Annotated in this window: 19 protein-coding genes; 9 read left to right on the top strand and 10 right to left on the bottom strand. The window is 30.3% G+C overall.

Annotation, left to right across the window (positions count from 1 at the left end):
• Positions 1–74: 74 nt before the first annotated feature.
• Positions 75–1,982, bottom strand: coding sequence for a T9SS type A sorting domain-containing protein (locus I1A51_RS04215; RefSeq protein ID WP_196891445.1), 1,908 nt, complete (start codon positions 1,980–1,982; stop codon positions 75–77).
• Between the two features lie 283 nt (positions 1,983–2,265).
• Here I1A51_RS04215 and I1A51_RS04210 point away from each other — a divergent pair, with 283 nt between their 5' ends.
• Positions 2,266–3,579, top strand: a complete 1,314-nt coding sequence (locus I1A51_RS04210; protein WP_196891442.1) for an MFS transporter — start codon at positions 2,266–2,268, stop codon at positions 3,577–3,579.
• 53 nt (positions 3,580–3,632) lie between these two features.
• On the opposite strand, the gene I1A51_RS04205 is transcribed toward I1A51_RS04210, so the two are convergent.
• Positions 3,633–4,436, bottom strand: a complete 804-nt coding sequence (locus tag I1A51_RS04205) for a M48 family metallopeptidase (RefSeq protein WP_196891440.1) — start codon at positions 4,434–4,436, stop codon at positions 3,633–3,635.
• A gap of 77 nt (positions 4,437–4,513) precedes the next feature.
• On the opposite strand from I1A51_RS04205, the gene I1A51_RS04200 reads away from it, so the two are divergent.
• From I1A51_RS04200 to yiaA, 6 genes are all read left to right on the top strand, one after another.
• Entirely contained in the window at positions 4,514–5,383 is an 870-nt protein-coding gene (locus tag I1A51_RS04200) for an alpha/beta fold hydrolase (RefSeq protein ID WP_196891438.1), read from the top strand.
• A 79-nt stretch (positions 5,384–5,462) separates the two neighbouring features.
• A complete protein-coding gene (gene msrB / locus I1A51_RS04195; RefSeq protein ID WP_196891436.1) occupies positions 5,463–5,969 on the top strand; it encodes a peptide-methionine (R)-S-oxide reductase MsrB in 507 nt (168 codons plus the stop codon).
• On the top strand, positions 5,969–6,361 hold the full coding sequence (gene msrB, locus I1A51_RS04190) for a peptide-methionine (R)-S-oxide reductase MsrB (RefSeq protein ID WP_196891434.1): 393 nt from the start codon (positions 5,969–5,971) through the stop codon (positions 6,359–6,361). The genes msrB (I1A51_RS04195) and msrB (I1A51_RS04190) overlap by 1 nt, the downstream gene beginning before the upstream one ends.
• Before the next feature lie 166 nt (positions 6,362–6,527).
• The gene (locus tag I1A51_RS04185) at positions 6,528–6,875 is read left to right on the top strand and encodes a hypothetical protein (RefSeq protein ID WP_196891432.1); all 348 of its coding nucleotides are present in this window, start codon (positions 6,528–6,530) and stop codon (positions 6,873–6,875) included.
• 66 nt (positions 6,876–6,941) lie between these two features.
• Positions 6,942–7,910 carry an NAD-dependent epimerase/dehydratase family protein gene (locus tag I1A51_RS04180; protein WP_196891430.1) on the top strand — a complete coding sequence of 323 codons (969 nt, stop codon included), beginning with the start codon at positions 6,942–6,944 and terminating at the stop codon, positions 7,908–7,910.
• A 134-nt stretch (positions 7,911–8,044) separates the two neighbouring features.
• A complete protein-coding gene (gene yiaA, locus I1A51_RS04175) occupies positions 8,045–8,470 on the top strand; it encodes an inner membrane protein YiaA (protein ID WP_196891428.1) in 426 nt (141 codons plus the stop codon).
• Positions 8,471–8,516: 46 nt separating this feature from the next.
• Here yiaA and I1A51_RS04170 read toward each other — a convergent pair whose 3' ends face one another.
• Complete coding sequence (locus I1A51_RS04170) at positions 8,517–10,148, bottom strand: ABC-F family ATP-binding cassette domain-containing protein (protein WP_196891426.1); 1,632 nt, start codon at positions 10,146–10,148, stop codon at positions 8,517–8,519.
• A 185-nt stretch (positions 10,149–10,333) separates the two neighbouring features.
• On the opposite strand from I1A51_RS04170, the gene I1A51_RS04165 reads away from it, so the two are divergent.
• The gene (locus I1A51_RS04165) at positions 10,334–10,906 is read left to right on the top strand and encodes an HdeD family acid-resistance protein (protein ID WP_196891424.1); all 573 of its coding nucleotides are present in this window, start codon (positions 10,334–10,336) and stop codon (positions 10,904–10,906) included.
• A gap of 149 nt (positions 10,907–11,055) precedes the next feature.
• Here the strand turns inward: I1A51_RS04165 and I1A51_RS04160 are convergent, their stop codons facing one another.
• The 7 genes from I1A51_RS04160 to I1A51_RS04130 all read right to left on the bottom strand — a co-directional run bounded on the left by I1A51_RS04160 (position 11,056) and on the right by I1A51_RS04130 (position 18,736).
• Positions 11,056–11,535: a sporulation protein gene (locus I1A51_RS04160; protein WP_196891422.1), complete on the bottom strand. Its 480-nt coding sequence runs from the start codon at positions 11,533–11,535 to the stop codon at positions 11,056–11,058.
• Between the two features lie 84 nt (positions 11,536–11,619).
• Positions 11,620–12,669 (bottom strand): glycoside hydrolase family 113, encoded by a 1,050-nt coding sequence (locus I1A51_RS04155; RefSeq protein WP_196891420.1) that lies wholly within the window; start codon positions 12,667–12,669, stop codon positions 11,620–11,622.
• Between the two features lie 80 nt (positions 12,670–12,749).
• Entirely contained in the window at positions 12,750–12,941 is a 192-nt protein-coding gene (locus I1A51_RS04150) for a hypothetical protein (protein WP_196891418.1), read from the bottom strand.
• Complete coding sequence (locus tag I1A51_RS04145) at positions 12,934–15,249, bottom strand: FdhF/YdeP family oxidoreductase (protein WP_196891416.1); 2,316 nt, start codon at positions 15,247–15,249, stop codon at positions 12,934–12,936. Before I1A51_RS04145 ends, I1A51_RS04150 begins: the two co-directional genes overlap by 8 nt.
• 8 nt (positions 15,250–15,257) lie before the next feature.
• A complete protein-coding gene (gene fdhD / locus I1A51_RS04140) occupies positions 15,258–16,052 on the bottom strand; it encodes a formate dehydrogenase accessory sulfurtransferase FdhD (protein ID WP_196891414.1) in 795 nt (264 codons plus the stop codon).
• A gap of 312 nt (positions 16,053–16,364) precedes the next feature.
• Complete coding sequence (locus I1A51_RS04135; protein ID WP_196891412.1) at positions 16,365–17,537, bottom strand: THUMP-like domain-containing protein; 1,173 nt, start codon at positions 17,535–17,537, stop codon at positions 16,365–16,367.
• Positions 17,538–17,650: 113 nt separating this feature from the next.
• Positions 17,651–18,736 carry an AI-2E family transporter gene (locus I1A51_RS04130; protein ID WP_196891410.1) on the bottom strand — a complete coding sequence of 362 codons (1,086 nt, stop codon included), beginning with the start codon at positions 18,734–18,736 and terminating at the stop codon, positions 17,651–17,653.
• A gap of 516 nt (positions 18,737–19,252) precedes the next feature.
• Between I1A51_RS04130 and I1A51_RS04125 the strand changes: the two genes are divergently transcribed.
• Positions 19,253–23,464, top strand: a 4,212-nt coding sequence (locus I1A51_RS04125; RefSeq protein ID WP_231373961.1) for a DUF7507 domain-containing protein, incomplete at its 3' end; no start/stop codon positions are given.

Raw genomic sequence — 23,464 nt, 5'->3', positions numbered from 1 at the left:
TAATATAAAATTCAAAAAAGAGAATACTGTAAAGTATTCTCTTTTTTTATTAAAATTTTATCAAATATATGAAATTATTTTATAACAATTGTCTTGTTATAAGATCCTTTCTCAGAAGCTACATTAATCATATAGTTTCCTTTTTCAATTCCACTTACAGGAATTTCAATATTTTGAGCTCCTTTTAAGTTGTTATAATCTTTTGATAATACAACTTTTCCTAACATGTCAAAGATTTGAACTTTATAGTTTCCTTTTGCTTCGAAAGAAACAGTTAATTTATCAGAAACTGGGTTAGGGAAGATGTTGAATTTAGAATTATCAATAGCAACTTCTTCAGTATCTAACCATCTGTCTAAATAAATTTGAGTTCCTCCTAAGAATTCTCCTGAATCATTATCAATGATTACTGGAATTACATGCATTTTTTGGATGTCAGATCCATCAGGAACAGAATATGTAAAGTCATAAGTAATAGTATTTCCATCTGTAACAGCATCAGCAGCAATAGAACCTTCTTGTCCATTATATCCTCCTAATAAAGCTCTACCTACGTGGTCATAAACCATGTCAGCAGCAGGAACAGGATCAGCTAAACTTTCGTAACCTCCCATATCTCCATTTCCACCACCAGCATAATAATTTGCTTGGTTGTATCCACTTCCAGTTCCTGTTACATTATCTTCAGTTACAATAACTCCTAATCTAAAGTTGTGCTCAGAAACTACTGTTTTAAATGTTGCACTAACAGAAATTGTTACTTCTCCATTTTCAACAAAAGAAGTTTCAGCTTGTACATCAGCAACAGCTAATAAATCTTTTAATAAGTTATAAGCTTGCTCCATTGCAGGTTGAGAAACCCCTTCACCTAAGAATCTTCTATTAACATTCATTGAAGGATATCCAGAGAAATCAGCATTTGAATCATATTCATCCACAGTCATTGGATCATTATTATGAACAGCAATACCAATGAATTGATCTGGATAAGTTTCCGTCATATAATCCATTGCTACAGCACCACGTGGACACCATCCACACCAAGTTCCAGTTCCTTCCTCAACGATTACTGGTCTAGCGATTTTTTCACTAATTGTGTGGTATTTATTTGAGATTGAGTTGTTAGTAGTATCTTCATCAGTTCCTCCGTTTACTGCAGAAATTTCGAAATCAATGTCACTTTCAGCAACTCCAGCTACGTTTAACATTGTTGGGTGAGCAACAGTTCCAAAATCAAATGGAGCAATTGGATTGTCTAATGTAATTGTTTGTGTGTTTTCTCCATTGTCATCAGTCCATTTTAATTCAACTGTTTCAATGTTAGAAGAACCGTTGTTTACAATTGCATAACGTAATTCTGTATCTGTATTTTGCTCGATATATTTCTCGAAGCTTACTTCTGCTAATTCTGCATCTAAAGTATTGTCTAAGTTTTCAATTCCTACATTGTCAATCCCTAAAACGTGAACGTCTGTAGAATCGTGGTGACGGAATGAAACATAAACAGTACTTTCTCCAGCAAAATCAGAAATATCTACACCACCTGTGTAAATAAGTCCTCCTGCTGCAACTGTTTTTACAAACAACGCATCTCCTGCTAAAATAGTAGCTGGATCACTTGAAGTTGATACATAAACTGAAAAAGTCTCTGCGAAATAGTTTTGATTAAGTGCTAAATAATTAAATTTTAAAACTAATCCTGTAGCACTTGCAGTTGATAAATCAATAGCTTCAGAAGTCATTAAGTTATCTGGAGTTAAAACTGCATCATTCCAAGAATAAGAACTTGCAAGTTTTGACCCTAAAGTAGCATTAGCTGTTTGTAAAGTAAATTCTTCCCAGTTGTTAGAATCACCATCGCTATCTGTTAAAGTCCAGTTACCCATTCCTGATTCGAAGTCGTCACTCCAAATTTGTTGTGCATCTGCAGCCTGTGATAACATTAAAGAGAAGGCAAAAAGAGTAGTAATTTTTTTAATCATAAATCTATATATTAAAAGTTAAAACAAAATTAATTTTTCATTAAGTATTGCCAAATATAGTATATAATTTATTTTGTCGGAAATATTTTTGGTAAATTATTAATATTTTGTGATTATAATTTGCATATATATATTCATTAATCGTTGTTAAATATGGATAAATTCATAAAAAAAGGTTAAAATAATTGTTAAATTTTAACATAACATTAACATAAGTAAGTTCAAATTATTAAATTCAAAATATGTTAGTATATTGCCCAAAAAAATAAAAATTACATACGATTTGAAAACATTATTAAAAAAAGGAGATAAAAAGCTAATAAACTCTTGGGCTTTTTATGATTGGGCAAATTCTGTATACTCTTTAGTGATTGGTACAGCAGTTTTTCCAATTTACTATGAAACAGTCACAGAAAATGGAACAGATAATTTAGTGAACTTTTTAGGAATGGAAATTCACAATACAGCATTATATTCTTATGCACTTTCTTTTTCATTTTTAATTGTTGCTTTTCTTTCTCCAATTTTATCTGGAATCGCTGATTACACAGGAAATAAGAAAAAGTTTATGCAATTCTTTTGTTATCTAGGAGCTTTCTCCGTTACATCTTTATACTTTTTTACAGGTCAAGAAAATTTATGGATTGGAATTTTTGGAACCATTCTAGCAAGTATTGGTTTTTGGGGAAGTATTGTATTCTATAATGCCTTTTTACCAGAAGTTGCATTCCCTGAACAACAAGATAGGGCAAGTGCAAAAGGATTTATGCTTGGATATATAGGATCAGTTCTTTTATTAGTTTTTAATTTATCTATGGTAATGATGCCAGAACTTTATGGAATCACAGATAGCTCTCTTCCTGCTAGAATTTCTTTTGTAAGTGTTGGTATTTGGTGGTTTGGTTTTTCTCAAATTACTTTCTCTAGATTAAAAAATAATGTCTATCAAAAGAAACCTAAAAACGATTTTATCTTTAAAGGTTTTAGAGAACTTGGGAATGTTTGGAAAGAATTAAAAAACCTTCGTGAATTGAAAATTTTATTGATTTCTTTCTTTTTATATAGTGTTGGTGTGCAAACTATTATTCTTCTTTCAAGTGTATTTGGGAAAGATTTAGGTTTGGAAACTTCTGATTTAATCATCACTATTATATTAGTACAAATTGTTGGAGTAATTGGAGCATTTATTTTTTCTAGATTATCAGAAAGAATAGGAAATATTAAATCTTTAAAGATTACAATTATCATTTGGGCAATTGCTTGTTTTGGTGCATATCTTTTAGAAAAAGGAGATCCGAATGTAACGAAGAAATTCTATATGTTGGGTGCATTTTTAGGTTTTGTATTAGGAGCAATTCAAACACTTTCTCGTTCAACTTACTCAAAATTACTTCCTGAAGATACTGAAGATCATGCAACTTATTTTAGTTTTTATGATGTAACTGAAAAAATTGCAATTGTAATCGGAATGTCGCTTTCTGGAATTATTGTAGCAACAACGAATTCTCTAAAACTATTCATCCTTTTACTTGGAGCGTTCTTTATTTTCGGATTTATAGCTTTAACTTTTATGAAACGAACAAAATATGTCAAATAATATATTTTAATTACATAAAAAAAGAGATTCAATTTGAATCTCTTTTTTTTATACTATTTATACTGATTTGCCAATCTTTTTGCTTCTGGTAAATATGCCTTTAAAGCTTTAATCCTCGAATCATTCGATGGGTGAGTACTCATAAATTCTGGTGTACTACTTCCGCCAGTTTTTTCTTTCATTCGAACCCAAACTTGTACAGCTTCTTCTGGTTCATATCCTGCCATAATCATAAATACCATTCCAAGTTTATCTGCTTCATCTTCATGAACTCGACTGTATTTTAACACCCCAAGATTTGAACCAACTCCATAAGCCATGTTCCAAATTTGCTGACTCTTTTCTGTTTGTCCTGATGTAGCCAAAGCAACAGCTGTTCCTCCATATTGTTGAAGTTGTCCAGTTGTCATTCTTTCTTGTCCATGTTTAGCAAAAGCATGTGCAACCTCATGTCCCATAATTGCAGCAATTCCATCTGTGTTTTTTGCAATTGGTAGAATTCCCGTGTAAAAAACAACTTTTCCTCCTGGCATACACCAAGCATTGATTGTCTCATCTTCAATTAAATTGAATTCCCATTTGTAACTATCTGCTTCTTTTGACATCCCGTTTGCACGCATGAATTTATCCACAGCTTTTGAGATTCGTTTACCAACTTCTTTAATTTCATTTGTCTTTGCAGCATCTTTAGATTTTTTATTCGATGCTAAAAACTCATCATATTGTTTAAAACTCATCGGTAAAACTTCTTCATCACTAACGATGTTTATTCGCTTTCTATTTGTGATTGGTACGGTCGAACATCCAATAGCTAAACCTAAGGCAACTATTGAAAAAAGTAATCTTTTCTTTATCATTATTTTCGCTAATATTTGAAAGTTTAAATTTACAAATTCTATCTTTACATTCTTATAAATTAATTTTTAGATAAAGAATGGAGACAAAAATAGAAAATCCAGCTAAAAATGTTTTTGATATTCCTAAAAGCATTATAAATACTGGAAAATTATTACAATTTATTTCCACAAGAGCAGCCGTAAAATTTGCAATAAAAATATTCTTTACACCAATTCGCTTTAAAACTCCTGATAGAGAAAAAATGATGCGAAAAAGTGCAAAAATGGAAACAATTTTAGTGCCAAGCATTCAAAAAGAAATCGCTGTTTATACCTATGGATATTCTAAAAAGAAAGTTCTCTTAGTTCATGGTTGGTCCGGAAGAGGAACACAACTTTATGCAATTGCTGATAAACTTTTAGAAAACGGATATATGGTGTACACATTTGATGCTCCTGCGCATGGAAAATCTCCTGGAAATCATACAATGATGGCAGAATTTATCGAATGTATCGCACATTTAGAATCTAAACTTGGTTCATTTGATGCCGCAGTTGGTCATTCTTTAGGTGGAATGTCTTTATTATACAATGTGAGAGAAGGATTAAAAATTAAAAAATTAGTGACTGTAGGAAGTGGAGATGTTATATCAGATATCATTGAAATGTATGTCGGAAGATTGCAACTAAAAAACAAAATTGCTCCTCTAATGAAGAAAGCAATTGATAAAAAATATCAGGTGGATTTAGATGATTATTCAAGTAATGTTTCTGCTAAACAAGTGAAAATCCCTACATTAATTGTTCATGATACAGAAGATAATGATGTTCCTGTAAGTTGTGCCTACGACATTCGACAGAATTTGGAAAATGGAGAACTTTTAATAACAAATAACCTAGGTCACCGAAAAATCTTAAGAGATAAAAAAGTTATTGAAAGAATTAGTAAATTTATTTTAGAAGATTAGTAAGTTTTTGTAAATCAGATGTAAATGAATTGTTTGAGAGCTTACTAGGATTCTTGTTTAACATTAAAATTTGAAAATAATGAGAAAAATAGTAGTTCTTTTTGCAATGATTATGTTGGTTGGGTGTTCAGGGAAAGCACAAGAGAAAAAAGAAGAAGAAAAACCAACATTTCCACTTCAGAAAACAAATGCTGAATGGAAAAAAATACTAACACCAGAACAATATTATATTTTAAGAGAAAAGGGAACAGAAAGACCTTTCAAAAATAAATATTATAAATTTTATGGCGATGGAATCTATGTTTGTGCTGCCGATAGTACAAAACTTTTTACATCAGAGCATAAATATGATTCTGGAAGCGGATGGCCTGCTTTTGATACGGCAATTCGAAAAGATATTTATATCGCAAAAGATAATAGTTATGGTTTGAGCAGAGATGAGGTACTTTGTGCAACTTGTGGTGGACATTTAGGTCATGTTTTTCCTGATGGTCCAACGAATACTACAGGAATCAGGTATTGTATCAATTCAGGTGCGCTTACTTTTATTCCAGCAGATCAAGAAAGTGTATTAGATAAAAAATAATGAAAAACTATCCAAAAGGTAAATCAGAAGAAGAGTGGAAAGAAATCCTTTCTCCAGAAGAATTTAGAATTCTTAGAGAAAAAGGAACAGAATATCCACATACAGGAGAATATAATTTAGTATTCGATGATGGTACATATTGTTGTGCTGCTTGTCATTCAAAATTATTCGAATCTGATAGTAAATTTTCTTCTAGCTGTGGTTGGCCTTCTTTTGATGAAGCAATCAAAGGTGCTATTGAATATAAATTAGATAAATCACATGGAATGCTGAGAACAGAAGTTCTTTGTGCGAATTGTGGTGGACATCTTGGACATATGTTTAACGATGGTCCAACCGAAACTGGTACAAGGTTTTGTATTAATTCAATAGCAATTAAATTAGATAAATAAAATTAAGGTAACGTTTTATAATCAAAACGTTTTATCTTTTTAAGATTCTTAAAAAATAGTTCAAAACAGTGCTTTGTGTATGCAGAGTGCTGTTTTTTTATTAAGAAAAAAATGAATGATTCATAGCATTTATTGTTTTATGCTATTATAGACCAGTTTTGTGCAAATGCAGAGCAGTTTTGTGCAAATGCAGAGCAGTTTTGTGCAAATGCAGAGCAGTTTTATGCGAATGCAGAGTAGTTTTGTGCGAATGCAGAGTAGTTTTATGCAAATGCAGAGCAGTTTTGTGCAAATGCAGAGCAGTTTTATGCGAATGCAGAGTAGTTTTGTGCGAATGCAGAGTAGTTTTATGCAAATGCAGAGCAGTTTTGTGCAAATGCAGAGCAGTTTTATGCGAATGCAGAGTAGTTTTATGCGAATGCAGAGTAGTTTTGTGCAAATGCTATTAGTAATAATAAAAAATATTGCTTCTTATATTAAAGAAAGAATTGAAATTAAATACTTTAAGATTTAATCATATATAACAATCCCAAAATTTTTGAAATCCTTTTATATTTATAAAACATTAAAAGGAAATCAAATGAAAACTAAAAAAGTAATAATTGTTGGAGCAACCGGATTTATTGGAAGCCATGTTGTGGAACAATTTTTTTTAGCAGACTATAAAGTGAAAATTGTTGTAAGAAAAGAAAGTAATTATAAGAGAATTGAACAATTCTGTGATGAAATCCTCACGACTGATTTTTCTAATGAAAAAGAATTGGAAAATGCTTTTGAAAATCAAGATTTATTGGTGAATTGCATTGCTTCTGTCAAAATTGGAGCTTCTTTAAAAGAATTGAATAAAACTTCGGTTGATTTAATTAGAAAAATAACAAAGGCTGCTATAAAAGTAGGAGTGAAGCGATTCTTTTTGTTGAGTACTGTTGAAGTTTATGGGTTTATAAAGCACCCGATAAAGAAAGAAACTTTAGAGTATAAACCAACGTATGATTTTCAGAGAACACATATTGAAAAAGAGAAGATTTTTAAAGAAATATGTGAAAAATCAACTGTAGATTATATCATTCTTCAACCTGCAAGCACAATTGGAAAATGGGAAACAAACACTTCTTTTTTTAAACCAATGTACGAAATGCATAAAAAAGGATTTAGTCTTTTAATAAATAAAGGAAAAGCAAAAGTAGCTCTCGTTGATACCAGAGATATTGGAAAAGCTTTTGTGTTTTTTGCAGAATATTCTGAAATTAAAAACGAAACTTTTTTGTTGAAAGGATATACTTTAACATGGCTAGAATTAAAAAGAGAATTGGACAAAATTAGAAAGAAACAAGCAAAAGAAATTAATATGCATAGAAATTTTGGATTGTTTTTAGCAAATTTTATTTCATTATTTAATTCCGAAATTTTCCCGCCTTTAGCAATTGATATGATGTGTTTTGATATGGACGTCAACGATGAAAAATTAAGAAAAATAGGTTTTACACCAACGATTTCTGATGTGAAAGATTCCATGAAAGAAGCAATCCAATATTTTAGAGGAGAGTAGTTAAAACAAATGTATTTAAGTTGAATTTAGCTATGTTATAGATTTGTTAAAATATTAAAATTTAGTTTTGTTATAAAATGAATTACTTTTATTAGCAACATAAAAAAGATTGAAAAACTAGAAAAAACAAAAAAATGAAAGAAGAAAAAATAATTTTAAAAAGAGAAAAAGAAAGTAAATATAAACCTACAAATGCATTTATTGGAGCTTCATGGTTTGCATTATTAATTGGCGTTGTTTCTTATAATATTGGATTATGGAATGCTGAAATGCAATTAAATGAAAAAGGATATTATTTTACAATTTTATTATTTGGATTATTCTCTGCAATCTCTGTTCAGAAAAATGTGAGAGATAAAATGGAAGGAATAAAAGTTTCCGATTTGTATTATGGAATTATTTGGGGAGGAGCAATTATATCTTTAATTTTATTAGTTGTAGGATTATGGAATGCAACTTTATTATTAAGTGAAAAAGGATTCTTTGGAATGGCTTTTATTTTAAGTTTATTTGCAGCAATTGCGGTACAGAAAAATGTAAGAGATTCACAAGAAAAATAAGTATAATAAAAAAAAGGAAGTCAAAATCGACTTCCTTTTTGTAATATTATTTTTCAATTTCTCTCAGATTTTCCATTTTCTTTGCTTCTAAGAAAGCGTCAATTCCTTCGAAATGCTCTTTAATTTTTTGATTTCCAAATTCAAAAACTTTATCAGCTAATCCACTCAAGAAATCACGATCATGCGAAACTAAAATAAGCGTTCCATCAAAATCTAATAAAGCTTGTTTTAAAATATCTTTAGTTCTTAAATCTAAATGATTGGTTGGCTCATCCAGAATTAAAAGATTTACAGGTTCTAATAAAAGCTTCAGTAAAGCCAAACGAGTTTTTTCTCCTCCAGAAAGTACTTTTACCTTCTTTTGAGAAACATCTCCACCAAACATAAAAGCTCCAAGAAGATTTTTAATTTGATTTCGAATATCTCCTTCCGCGATTTGATCAATTGTTTGGAAGATAGTCAAACTTTCATCTAAAAGTGAGGCTTGATTTTGTGCGAAATATCCGATTTTCACATTATGTCCAATCTCTAAATTTCCTTCCACAGGAATTTCATTCATGATTGCTTTCACCATCGTAGATTTTCCAGCTCCATTTTTACCAACAAAAGCAACTTTTTGTCCTCTTTCAATCGTAACAGTAGCATCAGAGAAAACCAAATGATCTTCATATTTTTTAGCAACATCAGAAGCTGTTACAGGATATTTTCCTGAACGTGGTGCAGGAGGAAATTTCAATCGTAAAGCAGAAGAATCTACTTCATCTACTTCAATAATATCTAATTTCTCCAGCATTTTAACTCTAGATTGAACTTGTAACGTTTTAGAATAAGTTCCTTTGAAACGATCGATGAAAGCTTGTGTATCAGCAATAAATTTTTGTTGTTCTTCGTATGCTTTTTGCTGTTGTTCTCTTCTTTCTTGTCTTAATTCTAAATAATGAGAATAATTTACTTTATAATCGTAAATTCTTCCCATAGTAACTTCAATTGTTCTATTTGTAATATTATCCACAAAAGCTCTGTCGTGAGAAATTACAATAACAGCATTTGCATGATTTACTAAGAAATCTTCCAACCAATGAACCGATTCGATATCTAAATGGTTTGTTGGCTCATCCATTAAAATTAAATCTGGTTTTTGAAGAAGAATTTTCGCTAATTCAATACGCATTCTCCATCCTCCACTAAATTCACTTGTTGGTTTATCATAATCTTCTCTTTCAAAACCTAAACCTGCAAGTGCTTTTTCTACTTCTGCATCGTAATTGATTTCTTCAATTGCATAAAATTTTTCACTTAAATCAGAAACACGCTCAATAACTTTCATATAGCTATCCGATTCATAATCTGTTCTTGTTTCTAATTCTTTATTTAAAGCTTCAATTTCATCTCGCATTGCAAAAATTGAACTAAAAGCTTTTGCAGCTTCTTCTCGAACAGTACAATTATCTTCCGTTAAAAGATGCTGAGGTAAATATGCAATTACAGTGTCTTTTGGATAGGAAACATTTCCTTTTGTTGGTTTCTGGATTCCAGCAATAATTTTCATTAAAGTTGATTTTCCAGCCCCGTTTTTTCCCATTAAGGCGATTTTATCTGTTTCATTTACAACAAAAGAAACATTATTAAAAAGTGTTGTTCCACTAAATTCTACTGCAAGAGCATCAATTGAAATCATTCTTGTTCTTTTAAAATTTTTGCAAATATAGAGAAATCAAAAAGATGAATAGAAAGAAAATAGAAAGCTTTTTTAAAGAACTGAAATGTGAAAATAATTGTTAAAACTAAAATTTAACAGTATTTCTATTTTTAATTAAAAATCAAAAGTGTTATTTTTATTAAAGTTCTTATAATCAATCAGATATGGATAGTTTTTTTAAAAACTGGTGGATGGTGACCTTGCGAGGATTGATTTTAATTCTGTTCGGAATGTTTGCAGTAGCAAATCCTCAAGAAGCAGTTTTAGTTTTAGTACTTTATGCAGGTTTGGTAGCGTTGACATCGGGAATTTTTCTTATTGTAATGTCTTTATCAAACACTAGAAGAAAGTATTGGACTTGGACACTTTTTATAAGTATCATCGATATTTTATTTGGTATTATGGTGCTTTCTTACCCATACGCAACAACAGTTGCAACAGCCTCATTGTTTACAATTTTTATCGGAGTTTGGGCTTTATTTGGTGCAATAACTTTGATTTGGAATGCATTTCGTTTTCGAAAAGAAAGTCGATTTAATTGGTTAATCATGTTCCTTGCTGGAGTTTTAACCTGTTTTGTGGCTTTAGTTATTATTGCAAATCCATTAAAAGAATCTTTAACATTAACAGTGTTAATCGGAGCTTTTGCAATCATTTTTGGTTTTGCAAATATGATTTGGGGATTAGAACTTAAGAAAATGAAAGATGATCATCATCGAAATCAAAAGCAGTCCTAATACAAAAATTTGAGAGTAATTTTTTTTTCATAATTAAAGGGTGTATTCTTCTATAGGTACATCCTTTTTTACTTTTTTGAATAAAAAATATATTATAAGTAATTATAAAAAAGGTTGAATCCATTACTAGATACAACCTTTTTTATTTTTTATCGAATTACAATCGCATTCCAACCAGAATCTGGATCGTTTCCTGAACAATCTACTCCCGCATAGAATTCCCACTCATGCCAAGCATGAACTCCGTGATAAGTTAAAGGAACATCTTGTGGAATTGGACAATCAAATTCGAAAGTATATTCTGTTTCTGCTTCCAAATTTTGTGGTCCCGATACTTCATAAGAAGCACTATAAGTTTCCGAAGTTTTTTTAATATGCTCTACATCTCTTTCAAATTCTCCATCTTCAATTTCATATTCTACTTTAGAAACATCTACCGTTTCGTGTGCACGAACTTTTAAATATAGATGATCCATTTCGATTTCACTATCTTTCACTCTTACTTTAATAATTAATGGTAAACTTCCATTAATTTTTGTATCCACTTCTGGATTTAAAAATACTTTTACATCAGCTCCATTTCCTGTAATAAAATTTGCTGCTTTTTTAATTGAGTCAAATAGTCCCATATTTTTTTGTTTATGTTAATTTTTGTAGCCAAATATAATTAAACCGTTGAATTATCAATTACGGGAAACCGTAAATCCTTGTATTTATTTAGAATAAACTTCTTGAATAATTTTTTCTACAGGTTTATTATTTACTATCCAACGTGTATTATTAGGTTCTGGAATTTCATCAAAATACCATTCCCAAAAAAATCCACCATATATCCAATCTTCTTTCCAAAAAGTATTATAAAATCCTTGATAACCATTATTTTGTGCATCAAAATTTACATTGGAAGAAGTTTCTGGAAGTTCCCAATGTTTCCAAGCTGCATAATCAATACTTCGAAATCCATATTCTGTAAAAAGGACAGGTTTCTGATTGGTACAACTAAAATCTTGTAATATTTCTTTGATTGGTTGAAAAGCTGTTTCAATTTCCTTTACGGAAGGTGTTTTTTTATTAATTAAAGGAAAATAAGAATTTACGCCAATATAATCTAAATCTTCCCAAAAAGTAATGTTTGAAAATTCATCCCAATTAGAACTATAAGTAAGTTTTAAATTTGGAAAATCATTTTTAAGCTGCTTTGCCAATCTTGAAAAAAAATGAGGCCTTCTTAAAGAAAATGCTTTTAATTCATTTCCAATTGATAAAATTTTAAATTCTGGATAAAAAAGTGAAAGTTGTGCAATTGCATAATAAAATTCTTCATATGCTATTTCAATTTCTTCCCATTCTTCTTCTGTTTCCACATAGAAATCTACCCAATAATGTCCACCATTTACTGACCAAAAACTTGTCAAAGGTTTAATCATAATTTGTTGAATTCCGTTTAAACGAACATTTTTAATAATTCGATGCATTTTATAAATTTCCTCATTTACAGGGAATTTAAAAGGTCTAACAGGTTCTTCATTTATTTTATTAATACTAATTAAAGGAGCAAGCGCAATCCAATTTGCATTTGTTTTTTCATGTAAATGTAAATTTTTAAATTCTTCTGCTAATTGCCAAGTTTGTAAAATAGAACCACCTTTGATTTTTTCTTCTGCAATTTCAATGGGATTTTCACAAGTGTTTACAGTTGTAGATTCCTCTTTTTCACATGAAAAAAAGAAAATAATTAAAAGACATATGTATATTTTTTTCATAGCTTAAAAAATTGGTTCTAAAAATAATAAAAAAGACTATCTCAATAAAGAAATAGCCTTTTTCAAATATTTTTAAAAGTTTAAAATGTATTCAGTAAACCAAAAAGAATGATGACAATTCCTAAAATTTTCATCAATTTTCCGTTTTGTTGATACCATTCTTCTTCCAACTTTTTATCTTTTCTTTTCTTAAATGGATTAATCACTTTAAAAGCAATTAAAAGAAAAATTCCACCTAAAAGAATGTTTATAATTCCTAAAATACTAAGCATATTTATTATTTCCAGTTTTGTGAATTGTCATAATAATTGTTTTTGAAGTAGGAGTATTACTGATATCCGCTTTACTTCTAATTGGAACTAAAACATTTGTTTCAGGGAAATAAGTTGCTGTACATCTTCTAGGAATTGAACAAGGAATTACTAAGAATTTGTGTGCTTCACGAACTTCTCCGTGGAAGTGACTTTTTAAATCTACTTCATCTAATTTCTTTAATCCCATTTCTTGCATATCTTCTATATTCATGAAAACCACACGTCTTTCATGTAAAACTCCACGATAACGATCATCTAATCCATAAATTGTCGTATTGTATTGATCATGTGTTCTAATTGTCATCATTAAAAATTGCTCTTTTTCCAAAACAATATCTGATGGTCTATTGATGGTAAAGTTTGCTTTCCCTGAATGAGTTGGTTTGAAATCTTTTGCTCTCGCATTGTTTGGTAAATAGAATCCACCTTTTACTCGAACTCTCTCATTATAATTATCGAAACCAGGAATTGTAGCTTCAATTTTATTTCGAATTAAATCATAATTAGAAACTAGTTTACTCCATTCTACTTTTGAATTTTTTAATGTAGCTTCCGCTAATCCAGCGACAATTGCAGGTTCACTTAATAAATGTTCTGAAAGTGGTTTTAAATCTCCATGCGATTGGTGAACAACTCCCATCGAATTTTCTACTGAAACAAATTGTTCTCCACTTTTTTGTAAATCTTTTTCTGTTCTTCCAATACAAGGTAAAATTAATGCTTGTTTTCCATGAATTAAATGCGATCGATTCAATTTCGTAGAAACATGAACAGTTAAATTACAATTTCTTAAAGCATCACCTGTAAATTCTGTATCTGGCGTTGCAGAAATAAAGTTTCCACCCATTCCAAAGAAAACTTTTGCTTTGTTTTCATGCATGGCTTCAATTGCTTCGACAACATCATATCCATGTTTTCTTGGTGCTGTAAAACCAAATTCTTTATCTAAATTTGCCAAGAATCCTTCCTTTGGTTTTTCCCAAATTCCCATTGTTCTGTCTCCTTGTACATTTGAATGACCACGAACAGGACAAGTTCCAGCTCCTTTTTTCCCAATACTTCCTTTTAATAAAAGTAAATTCACAACCTCTCGAATGTTATCTACACCGTTTTTGTGTTGTGTTAATCCCATTGCCCAACAAATGATGATATTTTTATTTTCTAAAACCATTTGTGCAGCTTCACGGATTTTTGCTTCCTCAATTCCAGTTTGTGGAACTAATTCTTCAAAAGAATATTTTTTTAAGTCTGAAATGAAATCGTTATATCCTTTTGTATGTTCTTCAATAAATTTATGATCGAAAACAGTTCCAGGATTTTTTTCTTCTTCCTCTAAAAGTAAAAGCATGATTGCTTTTAATAAAGCAACATCTCCATTAATTTTTACTTGTAAATATAAATCTGTCAAATGTGTTCCTTCTCCAAACCAATTTAATGGATTTTGAGGATCCGTAAAATTGATTAACCCAACTTCCTCCAATGGATTTACAGACATAATTTTTCCACCATTTTTCTTAGTTTCTTTTAAAGCACTAAGCATTCTTGGGTGATTTGTTCCAGGATTTTGTCCCATTACAATTACTAAATCTGCATGATTGAAATCATCTAAAGTAACCGAACCTTTTCCAATTCCTAAAGTTTCAGAAAGTCCAGCTCCACTAGATTCATGACACATATTTGAACAATCAGGGAGATTATTTGTTCCAAATTGACGAACAAATAATTGGTATAAAAAGGCAGCTTCATTACTTGTTCTTCCAGAAGTGTAGAAAATAGCTTCATCTGGAGAGTTTAAACTGTTTAATTCTTTTCCAATTAATTGAAAAGCATCCTTCCAAGAGATTTCTTCATAATTAGTAGAACCTTCTTTTAAATACATTGGATGCGTAATTCTTCCTTTTTTTCCTAATTCATAATCTGATAATTCAGATAAATACTCTACACTATGTGTAGCGAAAAACATCGGAGTTACTCGTTCTTTTGTAGCTTCTTCAGCTACAGCTTTTGCTCCATTTTCACAATATTCAGCTAAAAAGGCTCTTTTTTCATCTGGATCTGGCCAAGCACATCCTGGACAATCAAATCCGTCTTTTTGATTTAATTTTGCTAATAGCTCAATTCCTTTTACAACTCCAACTTCTTCTTTGATATGTGTTAAAGCTGATTTTACTGCTTTTACTCCAGCAGCAGTTTTTGGAACTTTAGTAGTAGTAATTCCTGTATATTCTACAGGAGGTTGCGCATGCGGTTTATTTTTATCGCTCATTCTTGGGGTTAAAATTTTATATGGTTTGGAGTTGCGTAAATAGTTAGTTTTTCATCTCTTGTAAATCCGATTAAACAAATTCCGAATTCTTTTGCATAATCAACAGCAAGAGAAGAACAAGCAGAAACAGCAATGATTACAGGAATTTTTGCAATAAAAGCTTTTGAAATAATTTCATAAGAAACTCTTCCACTAACTAGTAAATAATTTGCTTCTTTTAAATTTTGATTTTCAATCAGAGAACCAATTGCTTTGTCAACAGCATTGTGTCTTCCAATGTCTTCACGAATTGTGATTAACTCTTTATCTTTATCAAAAATCGAAGCAGCGTGACTTCCTCCAGTATTTTTAAATAATGTTTGTTTTTCTCCCATTTTCGCAAACATCTCTTGAATTTTGGACGCATTAAGAGTTTGTTTAACGTTTAAGGAAGCTCCTTTTAAAGTGATATCATCTAGTTTTTGTTTGCCACAAATTCCACAAGAAGAAACAGAAAGTAAAGTTCGTTTGTTTAAATAACCTTTACCTAATTTTTCTTTTGGAACTAGAACATCATAAACTGCAAATCCGTTTTCTTCTTCAGAAACTAAACGAATTTCCAATTTCTCTTTCTTTTTATAAATGTCTTCGGCATACAATAAACCTCGAATCAAGTCTTCATCATGATCTGGCGTTCGCATTACAACAGTATAAGGTTCTCCGTTTATATTAATTTGAAGTGCAGCCTCAATGACCAAATTATCTTGAACAAGTTTATTGCCTTTTGTCGTGACTTTTATTCCTTCGTAAGTTGAAGTTTGCATGTAAACTTATTTTAGCGCGTAAATTTAAAAAAAATCTTATAACAAATTCCTCTAGTATAAAATGACGAATTTTATTTAATAAAATGATAATTCTACTTCATTATTAACAATAAATAAAGTGAATTTTAACGGGGCTTTTTTATAATTAAAAGTTAAGGTAAAATATAACAATATATTAGGTTAATCTTTTGCTAAACAGTAGGTAAAGCTCCTGATAATGAAGTAATTTAGTTCTCCCAATACATAATAATACCGTGAGGTATAAGTAAACGGCCCCATATCGTTTTACTGGATAAGCTAGAGGTTTTTTCTCTAGCTTATTTTTTTACAAACCAAAATACAAGGCTTATCATTTATGTCTGTTGTGAAAAATAAATAAGTATTTCCACCATCTTTTATTCCTGTTTTTTTACGAATCTGTGCAACTGTTTCAGGGAAATTTCTAGTTGTAATATTCGCTTTTTTTTCTGGTAAAAGTTTCTTTAAAATTTTCTTTTGGTAAGGAACAATTTGCGAAATTTCAAATTTCCTTCCTGGAAAATCAATCAATTCATCTGAAGTATATAAATGACTATTTTGATGTAGTTTATCCAAAGAAAGTTGTTCGCTAATTTGCTTAAAACCTCCCGCTTTTAAAATTGCAGCATTCGGTTCATATAAATATTTTTTAGGCAATTCAAATGTTGGAATTGTTTCTTCTTCCCAATTAAAATTGAAATATTCATTTCCTTTTTTTGTAATGTTTATAGTTTTAATTTCTAAAAAACTTTCTTTCTTTTCTAAAATAAAAAGTAATTCTTTAACTTCATTTTCTAGTGCTACAATATGAATTTCTGTCACAAACTGAAGTTCATTTATTGCACTTTGTATATCTAGAATTGGTGAAGTTTTGATTAAAACTTTATCTGAATGTTCAAATAATAAATCTAAATTTTCTGGAACATTTGGCAAACAATCTGCCAATAAAAATACTTTTCCTTTTGCATCATTTCTTCTAGAAGGATCGATATAAATCCAGTCAAATTTTTCAGCATTTTTTAAGTATTCTAAACTATCTTGATTTACAGTTTTAATATTTGTTGCTTCTAAAACTTTAAAATTATGTGTGACAATTTCTGAAAGCTCTGAATTTAATTCACAATGAAATACATTTTTACATCTCTTTGAAAAATAAAAACAATCAATTCCAAATCCACCAGTTAAATCAATTATTGAATTTCCTGAAACTAAATTAGCTTTATATTCAGCTGTTTTTTCAGAAGAACTTTGCTCTAAATTTAATTTATTTGGAAAAATTATATTTTCTTTCTCAAACCAAATTGGAATTTTTGTTTTCGCTTTTTTCTTGCAAATTATTTGATTTACAATCTCTTGCATGGAAACGTTTTCAAAAGGACTTTTTTTGAAGATTAATTGTTTTGTATCTGTATTTAAGTTTTCTGAAATGAATTGTTGAATTTCAGGTTGTAAAAATGTTGTTTTCAATAGTCGTAATTAAAAAGTTTTGAAATACAAAAATAGAATGAAAATATTAAGTTAAATAGAAGTGAAGTAATTTTTATAAAAAAACTCTCCTAAGAATAGGAGAGTTTATGTTTTTATAAATTTTTCGTAAGTGATTTTACGATTTTGTTTTCGGATAAAAATTCTTTTAAAATAACTTTGATTGCCGTATAAGTTGGAACAGCAACGACCATTCCTACAACACCAAATAAAATTCCGCCAATAATAATAATTAAGAAAATTTCAAGCGGATGTGAACGTACACTATTTGAGAAAATTAAAGGTTGACTTAAGAAATTATCAATTAATTGTGCTAAAAGATAGCCTCCTAAAACATATAGTGTTTTTGGTAAAATTACGGTGTTGAAATCTAAACCAATAAAACTACTCATAGTTAAAAATACCATTAAAATACCTCCAATTAAAGGTCCTATATATGGAACTAAATTTAAAATTGCACAAAGAACAGCAATTACGAAAGCATTTTCTACACCAAAAATTAACAATGTTGTAGTATAAATTACAAACAAAATTGAAATCTGAAATACCAAACCGATAAAATATCTAGAAAGTAGATTTTTAATAGTTCCTAAAGATTTTCGAAGACGACTTTCACTTTTATCATTCACTAAAATATAAATAGATTCAGTCATGATAGAACTATCTTTCATAAAGAAAAATGCGATAAAAATTACAGAAAAAAGTCCAATACTAAAATTTCCAATTGTTCCAAGAATGGAATTTACAAGACCAGGGATGAATTTAATATTGTCAACAATATCTACATTATTATGAATTTCATTAAGCAAATTAACATTGATAGAAAGAAAATATTCATTGATTTGTTTTAATAAATCTTCTAAATTATTTTCAAATTGGTTAATGTCTAAAAGTGAAAGATTTTTTCCTTGTTTTACGATTAAAGGAATAAACATGCTAATTAAACCTGAAATGATGACAAGAAAGAGAAGAATTGTACAGATTACTGCAATTGTGTTTGGAAATTTTAATCTTTTTTTCAAGAAACGAACAATTGGAAATCCGATTAAAGATAAAACAGCGGCAATAGCAATATAAATTATGACACTTTGAATTCGATATAAAAAATAAAGAAAAAGTGCACTTCCTATAATAATTCCTAGAGATCTAAGAATTCCATTTGAAATAATTTTTGAGTTCATGTATCTAAAATAAATACGATTTATAAATAAAACAGCCTATTCTAAGATAGAATTAGAATAATCTAAAATAAAAATAATGTCAAATTTAAGCAATTAAATAGATAAAAGGTTGAAAATTAGTAAAGTTTGAAAAATATTTTAATCTTAAAAAATTTCTAAAAAAAATAATAATTATGTTATAAAATCAAAATATTGTTGTGAATATATGAAATAATTAATATAAAAAAATCTTATATCAAAAATAGGAAAATCCCTGTGTTTTAGAAAGATAGAATAAAATATTGCTAAAATAATGACTTCTTTACTATTTTTGGTGAGTTAGATTTGTTAAAGAATGTGAAAAAATAAAAGATATTTCTATTTATTAATAATTAATTTAAATTAAATATATAAAAGTTTGAATATTTTTTTGAATATTAAAATAGAATAGATTTGCAGTCTCGACAAATTAGGTTATCAGTAATAAAAACAACATAATTCAATAATTTTTTAGGTATCAATTTAAAGCCCTCGTGTATGAAAAGAAAATTACTATTATTCTTTTTATTCTGCGTAATTGTAGGTTATTCCCAGCAAAAGAAAGATGGGGACATAACTATTACGCAAGAAAATGTCTGTTTAAATCGCTATACTAGAGTGATTTCAGATGTTCCAGCTGGAACAAATCAAGTGACAGTTGAAGATATCAATCAACTTGATGATAGTTATCACGATTTTTTATCTGATGATGATCCACTTACAAGTGGAACAAATGAAACAAGAAGATTTCAAACAAATACTTTTAGTTCGAATGATTTAGAACCTGGTGATTTAGTTTTACTTTATCAAGCACAGGGAGCAATAATTGATAGCTCAAATACATGGAGTTATGGTGAAGTAACAAATTATAACAATTCAGGAACTTATGAGTTTGCTTATGTTTATGAAGTAAGCGGGAATACAATTATTTTAAGTTGTAATTTAATTAATTCATTCTTTGCAGCGAATTATACACAGATAATTCGTATTCCTCAATATAACAACATGGTGATAAATACTGGAGCTTCCGTAGCTGCAAATCAATGGGGAAGTCCAAATTTTGGTGGAGTTGATCCTTCAGCGATTGAAAGAAGAAAAGGAGGAATTGTTGCTTTTTTAGCTGAAAATTTAGAAAATAACGGAAAAATTCATGCAGATTTTGCAGGTTTCCGTGGAGGAACTAGAGAAAATAATTCTAACGGAAGTGGAGCAGCTTTTCAAATGAGTTTTAGAACTACAGATTCTTATGTTTCTGCTGAAAAAGGAGAAGGAATTGCAGGTTATCGTAATGATTATGATAATTTATATGGTGGAAGATATGGTCGTGGAGCTGCTGCCAATGCTGGTGGAGGAGGAAATTCTCATAACGCTGGAGGTGGTGGTGGAGCCAATGGAGGTATCCCTACAAATTGGTTTCGTGGAGCAGGAGTAATGAATGATTTTTCAGGAGATACTTCACCATGTGGAAATCCTGGAGCTTGGATTCATGATCCAGAATATATTGCAAATGGAAATGCTTTAACAAATTCTTCTGGAGGAGGTCGTGGTGGATATACTTATTCGAGTTCAAATTCTGCAAATCCTTGTACAACTGGACCTTCATATCCAGCAAATTATATAAGTACAGGAGTTCCAGCATCCAATTTAAATCAATCTGGATGGGGAGGAAATCATAGAAAAGCAATTGGTGGACTTGGAGGAAGACCAGTTGTTACAGCAAGTTATCAAAACCAAATCTTCTTAGGAGGAGGTGGAGGAGCCGGAGATGGAAATAATAATGCCAATAATGATGGTGGAGATGGAGGAGGAATTGTTCTTTTGACCATTAAAAACGGAATTACAGGAAATGGAGAAATAACATCAAACGGACAAGAAGGATACCGAACTATCACAGGAGGAAATGATGCTCCTGGAGGTGGTGGAGGTGGAGGAACAATTTTAGTTCAAGCTGCTACTATCTCAAATACAATTTCAATTATTGCAGTTGGTGGTGATGGAGGAGATCAATATATTACTGGACCAGAAGCCGAAGGACCTGGAGGTGGAGGAGGAGGTGGAGTTATTTCCATTTCTGCAGCTTCAGATTTTTCAGTAAAAGATGTTTCTGGAGGAGCAAATGGAACTACAAATTCAAATCCAATTAGAAATAGATTTAAAGCTAATGGAGCGACAAGTGGAAATGTTGGTACGATTACTACTGTGATAATCAACTTTGATGAGCTTGTTTGTAAATTAGAATTAGAAGCGAAAAAAACGTACTCTATTATTGATATTGATGGTAATGGAATTGATGCAGGAGATCGTATTGAATATACAATTTCAATTGCGAATAATAGTGATGTAGTTATAAATGACATTAAATTAAAAGATGTATTTCAAGATGAAAATGGAAATACATTAGTTTTCTATTATAATCCTGGAGATACTTTTTCTTCTGCATATTCAAATGATGAAATTACAGATGATAATGTAGATATTGCAAGTTTAGATGTAGATGAATCTGTAACGTTTAAGATGTATTATTTAATTACACAAAATGATATTGATTCAGGAGGGATTTCAAATATAATTTCTGTAGATGGAATCAGTGCTGGAGGTTATGATGTTTCAGATGAAAGTGATGACAATGATGATACAGATGGAAATTATACAGATGATCCTACAGAAACAAATTTCCCACATAATCCAAATATAGATGTTGAAAAAACAGTTACTGTTACGGACAATGGAGATGGAGCTTTAGGTGTTGGAGATATTTTAAATTATTCTGTAGTTGTTGCAAATACAGGAAATGTGACATTGACCAATGTAAATGTTGTGGATAATTTTGAAGATTTTAATGGAACTTCTATTCCTTTAACTTTAAGCTTTAATTCTTCAACTTTAGGAAGTGCTGAAGGAACTTTAATGGTTGGTGAAATTGCTACTTATACAGTTAATTATACAATAACACAAGCAAATATTGATGCAGGAGGACTTAGAAATAGTGCTACAGCTAGTTCTACTTCACCGTCTGGTTCAAATGTTTCAGATACAAGTGATGATGGAGATGATTCTGATGGAAATTCGGAAGATGATACGACAGATACAAATTTCTCACAGAATGCAGGAATTGAAGTACAAAAAACAGTAAACAGTATTACAGAAAATGGAGATGGAATAACAGGAGTTGGAGATATTATTAATTATCAAATTCTTGTTTCAAATACTGGAGATGTTACTTTAAATACAATTTCTGTAATAGATATTTTAGAAGATTTAGATGGAAATACACAAAATTTAACACCTGTTTTCGATTCTGCTTCTTTAGGAAGTGCTGAAGGAAGTTTACTTGTAGGAGAAATAGCGACATATGTTGTAAATTATACAATTACACAAGATGATGTGGAAGCTGGAGGTGTTCAAAATAGTGCTACAGCTTCTGGGAATTCACCAAATAATTTTGTGGTTTCAGATACAAGTGATGATGGAGATGATTCGGATGGAAATTCAGAAGACGATGTTACAACAACTGAAATTACACCAAATCCAAGTTTAGATGTTGTTAAAACAATTTCTGGAGTAACAGATAATGGTGATGGAGTTCTAGGAGTAGGAGATATAGTTAATTATGAAATTCTTGTTACAAATAATGGGAATTTAATTTTAAATGATATTTCAGTAACAGATACTTTAACAGATTTAGAAGGAAATACGCAAACACTTACAACCACTTTTGACTCTGCTTCTTCTGGAAGTACTGAAGGGAATTTATTAGTTGGAGAAACAGCAACATATACTGCAAATTATACAATTACTCAATCAGATGTTGATGCTGGTGGATTCGGAAATAGTGTTGAAGTTGATGGAAAAACACAGAAAGATATTGATGTTTCAGATACAAGTGATGATGGAGATGATACGGATGGAAATTCGGAAGATGACTCGACAGACACAGTTATTATACATAATGGAACAATTGAACTTACAACAAATGATTCTTTAGATTTAGGAGCAGATGGAATTTTAAATGCAGGTGATGTCATTACTTATACAATTGAAGTTACAAACACAGGAAATACAACACTTAGCAATATTTCAGTAACGGATTCAGGAATTGATTTTGGAACAAACCCAACAACAGCTTCTTCATTAAATGTAGGAGAAACAGAGACTTTCACAGGAACTTATGTTTTAACACAAGCAGATATTGATAGTGGAAGTTACTCGGTGCAATCATCGGTTACATCAACACTACCTGATGGAACAACCGTTGTGGAAGATACACTTTCGGATGATCCAGAAACGGCAGTAGATAATGATGAGACGATTACTTCTTTAAATCAAAATGGAACAATTGAATTAACAACAAATGATTCATTAGATTTAGGCGCAGATGGTGTTTTAAATGCTGGCGATGTTATTACTTATACAATTGAAGTAACAAACACAGGAAATACAACACTTAGTAATATTTCAGTAACGGATTCAGGAATTGATTTTGGAACAAACCCAACAACTTCAGCGAATCTAAATGTAGGAGAAACAGAGACTTTTACAGGAACTTATGTTTTAACACAAGCAGATATTGATAGTGGAAGTTACTCGGTACAATCTTCGGTTACATCAATGCTTCCTGATGGAACAACAGTTGTGGAAGATACACTTTCGGATGATCCAGAAACGGCAGCAGATAATGATGAGACGATTACTGCTTTAAATCAAACTGGA

This window comes from Aureivirga marina (genome assembly GCF_015767265.1).
In the GTDB taxonomy this organism is placed as follows: domain Bacteria; phylum Bacteroidota; class Bacteroidia; order Flavobacteriales; family Flavobacteriaceae; genus Aureivirga; species Aureivirga marina.
The sequence above is the reverse complement of the archived record's forward strand: the minus strand, read 5'-3'. Positions and strand labels throughout refer to the sequence as shown.

Coding starts and splice junctions, on each gene's coding strand:
- I1A51_RS04215 (WP_196891445.1), bottom strand. CDS start 1,982: ATGATTAAAAAAATTACTACTCTTTTTGCCTTCTCTTTAATGTTATCA.
- I1A51_RS04205 (WP_196891440.1), bottom strand. CDS start 4,436: ATGATAAAGAAAAGATTACTTTTTTCAATAGTTGCCTTAGGTTTAGCT.
- I1A51_RS04200 (WP_196891438.1), top strand. CDS start 4,514: ATGGAGACAAAAATAGAAAATCCAGCTAAAAATGTTTTTGATATTCCT.
- msrB (WP_196891436.1), top strand. CDS start 5,463: ATGAGAAAAATAGTAGTTCTTTTTGCAATGATTATGTTGGTTGGGTGT.
- msrB (WP_196891434.1), top strand. CDS start 5,969: ATGAAAAACTATCCAAAAGGTAAATCAGAAGAAGAGTGGAAAGAAATC.
- I1A51_RS04185 (WP_196891432.1), top strand. CDS start 6,528: ATGCAGAGCAGTTTTGTGCAAATGCAGAGCAGTTTTGTGCAAATGCAG.
- I1A51_RS04180 (WP_196891430.1), top strand. CDS start 6,942: ATGAAAACTAAAAAAGTAATAATTGTTGGAGCAACCGGATTTATTGGA.
- yiaA (WP_196891428.1), top strand. CDS start 8,045: ATGAAAGAAGAAAAAATAATTTTAAAAAGAGAAAAAGAAAGTAAATAT.
- I1A51_RS04170 (WP_196891426.1), bottom strand. CDS start 10,148: ATGATTTCAATTGATGCTCTTGCAGTAGAATTTAGTGGAACAACACTT.
- I1A51_RS04165 (WP_196891424.1), top strand. CDS start 10,334: ATGGATAGTTTTTTTAAAAACTGGTGGATGGTGACCTTGCGAGGATTG.
- I1A51_RS04160 (WP_196891422.1), bottom strand. CDS start 11,535: ATGGGACTATTTGACTCAATTAAAAAAGCAGCAAATTTTATTACAGGA.
- I1A51_RS04155 (WP_196891420.1), bottom strand. CDS start 12,669: ATGAAAAAAATATACATATGTCTTTTAATTATTTTCTTTTTTTCATGT.
- I1A51_RS04150 (WP_196891418.1), bottom strand. CDS start 12,941: ATGCTTAGTATTTTAGGAATTATAAACATTCTTTTAGGTGGAATTTTT.
- I1A51_RS04145 (WP_196891416.1), bottom strand. CDS start 15,249: ATGAGCGATAAAAATAAACCGCATGCGCAACCTCCTGTAGAATATACA.
- fdhD (WP_196891414.1), bottom strand. CDS start 16,052: ATGCAAACTTCAACTTACGAAGGAATAAAAGTCACGACAAAAGGCAAT.
- I1A51_RS04130 (WP_196891410.1), bottom strand. CDS start 18,736: ATGAACTCAAAAATTATTTCAAATGGAATTCTTAGATCTCTAGGAATT.